Here is a 4,595-nt window from a genome sequence, read left to right on the forward strand (position 1 = left end):
AAAATAAATGTGAAGGAATGGTGAGTTTACGCGAGTTAAGGGATGATCATTATAGTTTTGATAGAGACCAATATGCAGTTATTGGAAATAAAACTAAAAAAGTATATCAATTAGGAGATGAAGTTTATGTGAAAGTAAAACAAGCAGACTTAGTTAAAAAACAACTTGATTTTACCCTTATTGGAAGTAAAGAGGAGGTTGAAAAATAAGTATATCTTGAAGTTTAGCATCATAATTCCTAATTTTGTGTAATATAAATCAACAGCATGATTGAAGATTTACTTGCTGCAATCCCATTAGGTTTTTTCTTAGCTTTTTTAATAGGTCCGGTGTTTTTTGTTCTACTTGAAACTAGTGCTGTAAAGGGTGTAAGAGCAGCTTTTGCTCTCGACTTAGGAGTTATTCTTGCCGATGTGGTTTTTATTCTAATAGCATATTTCAGTACAAACAAACTACTTGAAAAGATAAAAGATGATCCGGCACTTTATATTTTCGGGGGTGTTTTATTTATGACTTATGGAATCATCTCATTGATTAAAAATAAAAAAAACTTCCGCCGCCACGAAGAAAATGAAACCATAATCACCATCAAAAAGAACAACTATTTCGAACTCTTTATAAAAGGTTTTTTATTAAACTTTATAAATATTGGAGTTTTAGGTTTTTGGTTGGGATTAATAATTGTTTTTGGGCCACAGTTGGAGATGGAACCAAATCGAATGATTTTCTTTTTCAGTGCTATATTAGGAACTTATTTGATAATAGATATTTTTAAAATGTTTGCTGCCAAAAAACTAAATAAAAAACTAACACCTTACAGGATTTATAAAATTAAAAGGCTTATTAGTATAATTATTATTATTTCAGGGGTTGTTTTATTGATCAAAGGAATTTTCCCAAAACAAATTAATGATACTTTTGAAAACCAAATAGAGAGAAGGATTCCAACTATTTAATCTTTTATTTAAATAAACGACACATAAAAAAACTCCTTCATAATAAAATATGAAGGAGTTTTTATTTTTGAGGCATCGTCCGGATTCGAACCGGAGTAGACGGTTTTGCAGACCGGTGCCTAGCCCCTCGGCCACGATGCCTTAATTTTCCGCAAAAGCGGGATTCCCTTATACAGGGTCAGCAAATGTAAAAAATTTTAATTTCAAATACTACCTAATTTAAAAAATTACCTTTTTGCTTTCATTGCAACTACAACTTCAGCAACATCACCACCAATGGGGGGGTTTACTTTAGAGACCTTTACCCTTATTTCATTGACCAGTAAAAGTTCATTAAATATCCTAGCAATTATTCTTTTCCCTACGCTTTCCAGAAGCTTCGAACGAATTGCCATTTCTTCCTTAACAATTCGGTTTAAGTGGACATAATCAACAGTATCTTTCAGTTCATCAGTTTTTGATGCTTCTGCCAGGCTAGCCTTTACTTTTAAATCTACTAAATAATCAGATCCAATTTTTCCCTCTTCAATCAAGCAACCATGATATGCATATACCTTGATTTTTTTCAGTCTTATAACACCCATTATCTGTTGTTTTAAAATTCTTATAAAGTTTAAAATGAATTTTTATATCACAAAGATACATCATTGATAACAACACTTTTTCATTCTAAAGCCTCTCTATGTTTTCTGTTAGTTAAAACTATAATTTTAATACCTTTGCGTTTTAATTAAACACTATGGCATCAGAAGAAAAATCTCTTAATTTTATAGAGCATATTATAGAAGACGATTTAAAATCAGGTTTTGAAAAAAATAAGCTTCGGTTTAGATTTCCCCCTGAACCTAATGGATATTTACACATTGGTCACGCCACGTCAATCTGCCTTAATTTTGGGCTGGGTTTAAAATATGATGCTCCTGTAAATCTTCGGTTTGATGATACAAATCCAGCTAAAGAAGAACAAGAGTATGTAGACGCCATTAAACGCGATGTTGAATGGTTGGGCTTCAGTTGGGCTAAAGAATGTTATGCATCAGATTATTTTCAAGAACTTTATGATTGGGCAATACAATTAATTAAAGCAGGAAAAGCCTATGTAGATTCTCAAACTTCGCAGGAAATTGCCGAACAAAAAGGTACGACAACAGAACCCGGAAGAGAAAGTCCGTATAGAAACAGAGGTATTGATGAAAATCTACAGTTGTTTGAAAAAATGAAGAATGGAGAGGTTCGGGAGGGTGCTCATGTATTGAGAGCTAAAATCAACATGACATCAACAAACATGCTAATGCGTGATCCTGTAATGTATCGTGTTTTGCATAAAAACCATCACAGAACATCCAATAATTGGAAAATCTACCCCATGTATGACTGGGCGCACGGTGAAAGCGATTATGTGGAGCAAGTCTCTCATTCATTATGTACACTAGAATTTTTACCACACAGAGAGTTATATGATTGGTTTTTAGACCAGATTTATGATCAATCAAAAGTAAGACCTAAACAACGCGAGTTTGCCAGAAGAAATTTAAGTCACACAGTCGTAAGTAAAAGAAAACTTTTAAGATTAGTACAAGAAGGCGTAGTAAATGGATGGGATGACCCAAGAATGCCCACAATTTCCGGAATGAGAAGAAGAGGATATACACCAACTTCAATTAGAAATTTTGCTGACAGTATAGGTATTGCAAAACGGGATAACATTGTTGACGTTGCACATCTTGAATTTTGTGTAAGAGAAGATTTAAATAAAATAGCACCGCGCGTAATGGCCGTTCTTGATCCTGTCAAACTCATCATAACAAACTATCCTGATGGAAAAGAAGAATGGCTTGATGCTGAAAACAATCCTGAAGACGAACAAGCAGGAATGAGAAAAGTACCTTTTTCTAAAGAATTATTTATTGAAAAAGAAGACTTTAAAGAAGAAGCAAACCGAAAATTTTTCAGACTCACCCTGGGTAAAGAGGTTAGGTTGAAAAATGCATATATTATTCAGGGTGAAAAAGTAATAAAAGATGATTCTGGTAATATCACTGAAATACATTGCACCTATGATCCGGAAAGCAGAAGTGGAAGCGGAACAGAAGCTTCTCAACGCAAAGTAAAAGGGACTTTGCATTGGGTATCAATTCAACATGCTATTCCTGCTGAAATTAGGGTTTATGACCGTCTTTTTCTTGCAGAATCCCCAGATACTGATAAAGCAAAAGATTTTATGGAACATGTCAATCCTGACTCACTCCAAGTTACCGAGGGTTATTTAGAGCCAAGTCTACAAAACGCCAAAACTGAAGAAGTTTTCCAATTTCAACGCATCGGATATTTTGCTGTTGACAAGGAAAGTTCTGACACAAAGCTAGTTTTTAATAAAACCGTGGGGCTGAGAGATTCTTGGGGTTTAAAAAACAAATAATCCCATTTTTAGTTAAAATTTTAAGAGCTTCTTAAAATTTATTAACCGGTTATTAACAGTAGAATTGGTTGATTAGTTGTATATTAGAGTATAATTAATTTAATAACAATTTAAACAATACAATTATGGCAAATAACACCGGACAAACTTTATTAGCACTTTTAACTGGAGCAGCAATAGGAGCTGGAATAGGGATTCTATATGCGCCCGAAAAAGGCTCAAAAACAAGAAAAAATATCAGTAAAAGTGCAGAGAAAGCACAAAAACAGTTAGCAAAACAATTAAAAGAAACCACAGCAACCTTGAGTTCAAAAGCAAGTGCTGCCAGATTAAGTTTTGAAGAGAAATTAGATGATACAATTTCTTCAGCAAGCTATAAAGCAGACGATGTTTTAAAAGCGTTGGAAGAAAAACTGGAAGAGTTAAGAAAACAAAATTCTAAACTTCAGAAAAAGTAAAAAAACTAATCAAAATAAATTAATGTGTTTGAAAAAATAACCAACAATGTTGAAGGCATTCAAGATCATTTAGAGTCTTATATAAAGAATTCTACTGAATATTATAGACTGGATATTTATAAAAAATCCACTAAAACGTTTATAGCTATTCTTAGAATACTTTTATTGGGCGCTATTGCACTTTTACTATTGTTTTTTCTTTCATTGGCTGTGGCTTTTTTAATTGGAGAAGCCTATGGCAATATTAGCTACGGGTTATTATACGTAGCTGGTTTTTACTTGCTGGTTTTCATTTTTGCGTGGATATTTAGTAGAAAAAAACTTGAAAAAACAGTATTGAAAAACACTTCTAAAACCTTTTTTAATGACTAATTTGAAAATCTATAACTCATTTGAAGAAATCAATAAGGAACTTGAGATTTATAAACTTCAGGCCCAGATAGACAAGGAAAAACTAAAACAAAATTATTTTGAAATAAAAGATGCTGTTTCTCCCACAAATATCGCTCTAGACCTTGGACTGTCTATTGTGAGAAAATTACTTTACGGAAAAGTTTTACACAGATTACTACCTTTTAGAAAATAAAAAAAGCCCGAATTTTCGGGCTTTTTTTATATATAAGATATTCAAATGGTCCTTAAAATGCTATTTTTCATCTTTGTTTTTAGAAGTAGTTTTATCCTTTTTCATTTGCTCTCCAATCATATTAGAGGCTGTAAATGAAGCAATCGAAGATTACGAGATGAAAATTAATCAATTAG

At 32.6% G+C, this 4,595-nt stretch carries 7 protein-coding genes and 1 tRNA gene; 6 read left to right on the forward strand and 2 right to left on the reverse strand.

Annotation, left to right across the window (positions count from 1 at the left end; genetic code table 11):
• Window positions 1-209: S1 RNA-binding domain-containing protein (locus AACY61_RS09030; protein ID WP_339611249.1), on the forward strand; the 209-nt coding region annotated here is incomplete at its 5' end.
• Window positions 210-266: 57 nt separating this feature from the next.
• The gene (locus AACY61_RS09035) at window positions 267-956 is read left to right on the forward strand and encodes a LysE family transporter (RefSeq protein ID WP_339611250.1); all 690 of its coding nucleotides are present in this window, start codon (window positions 267-269) and stop codon (window positions 954-956) included.
• 70 nt (window positions 957-1,026) lie between these two features.
• Here AACY61_RS09035 and AACY61_RS09040 read toward each other — a convergent pair.
• Both AACY61_RS09040 and folB read right to left on the reverse strand, forming a co-directional pair.
• Window positions 1,027-1,097, reverse strand: a tRNA-Cys gene (locus AACY61_RS09040).
• Window positions 1,098-1,183: 86 nt separating this feature from the next.
• Window positions 1,184-1,540 (reverse strand): dihydroneopterin aldolase, encoded by a 357-nt coding sequence (gene folB / locus AACY61_RS09045; RefSeq protein WP_339611251.1) that lies wholly within the window; start codon window positions 1,538-1,540, stop codon window positions 1,184-1,186.
• Between the two features lie 155 nt (window positions 1,541-1,695).
• On the opposite strand from folB, the gene AACY61_RS09050 reads away from it, so the two are divergent.
• The 4 genes from AACY61_RS09050 to AACY61_RS09065 all read left to right on the forward strand — a co-directional run bounded on the left by AACY61_RS09050 (window position 1,696) and on the right by AACY61_RS09065 (window position 4,419).
• The gene (locus AACY61_RS09050) at window positions 1,696-3,375 is read left to right on the forward strand and encodes a glutamine--tRNA ligase/YqeY domain fusion protein (RefSeq protein WP_339611253.1); all 1,680 of its coding nucleotides are present in this window, start codon (window positions 1,696-1,698) and stop codon (window positions 3,373-3,375) included.
• 125 nt (window positions 3,376-3,500) lie between these two features.
• Window positions 3,501-3,833 carry a YtxH domain-containing protein gene (locus AACY61_RS09055; protein ID WP_339611254.1) on the forward strand — a complete coding sequence of 111 codons (333 nt, stop codon included), beginning with the start codon at window positions 3,501-3,503 and terminating at the stop codon, window positions 3,831-3,833.
• Window positions 3,834-3,857: 24 nt separating this feature from the next.
• Complete coding sequence (locus AACY61_RS09060) at window positions 3,858-4,205, forward strand: phage holin family protein (protein ID WP_339611255.1); 348 nt, start codon at window positions 3,858-3,860, stop codon at window positions 4,203-4,205.
• Entirely contained in the window at window positions 4,198-4,419 is a 222-nt protein-coding gene (locus AACY61_RS09065; protein WP_339611256.1) for a DUF6327 family protein, read from the forward strand. The genes AACY61_RS09060 and AACY61_RS09065 overlap by 8 nt, the downstream gene beginning before the upstream one ends.
• Window positions 4,420-4,595: the final 176 nt, after the last annotated feature.

The sequence above is a fragment of the uncultured Planktosalinus sp. genome, from assembly GCF_963973675.1.
GTDB lineage: Bacteria > Bacteroidota > Bacteroidia > Flavobacteriales > Flavobacteriaceae > Planktosalinus.

What these genes read in the sequence shown, in the direction of transcription:
- AACY61_RS09035 (WP_339611250.1), top strand. Translation starts at nt 267, where the DNA reads ATGATTGAAGATTTACTTGCTGCAATCCCATTAGGTTTTTTCTTAGCT.
- folB (WP_339611251.1), bottom strand. Translation starts at nt 1,540, where the DNA reads ATGGGTGTTATAAGACTGAAAAAAATCAAGGTATATGCATATCATGGT.
- AACY61_RS09050 (WP_339611253.1), top strand. Translation starts at nt 1,696, where the DNA reads ATGGCATCAGAAGAAAAATCTCTTAATTTTATAGAGCATATTATAGAA.
- AACY61_RS09055 (WP_339611254.1), top strand. Translation starts at nt 3,501, where the DNA reads ATGGCAAATAACACCGGACAAACTTTATTAGCACTTTTAACTGGAGCA.
- AACY61_RS09065 (WP_339611256.1), top strand. Translation starts at nt 4,198, where the DNA reads ATGACTAATTTGAAAATCTATAACTCATTTGAAGAAATCAATAAGGAA.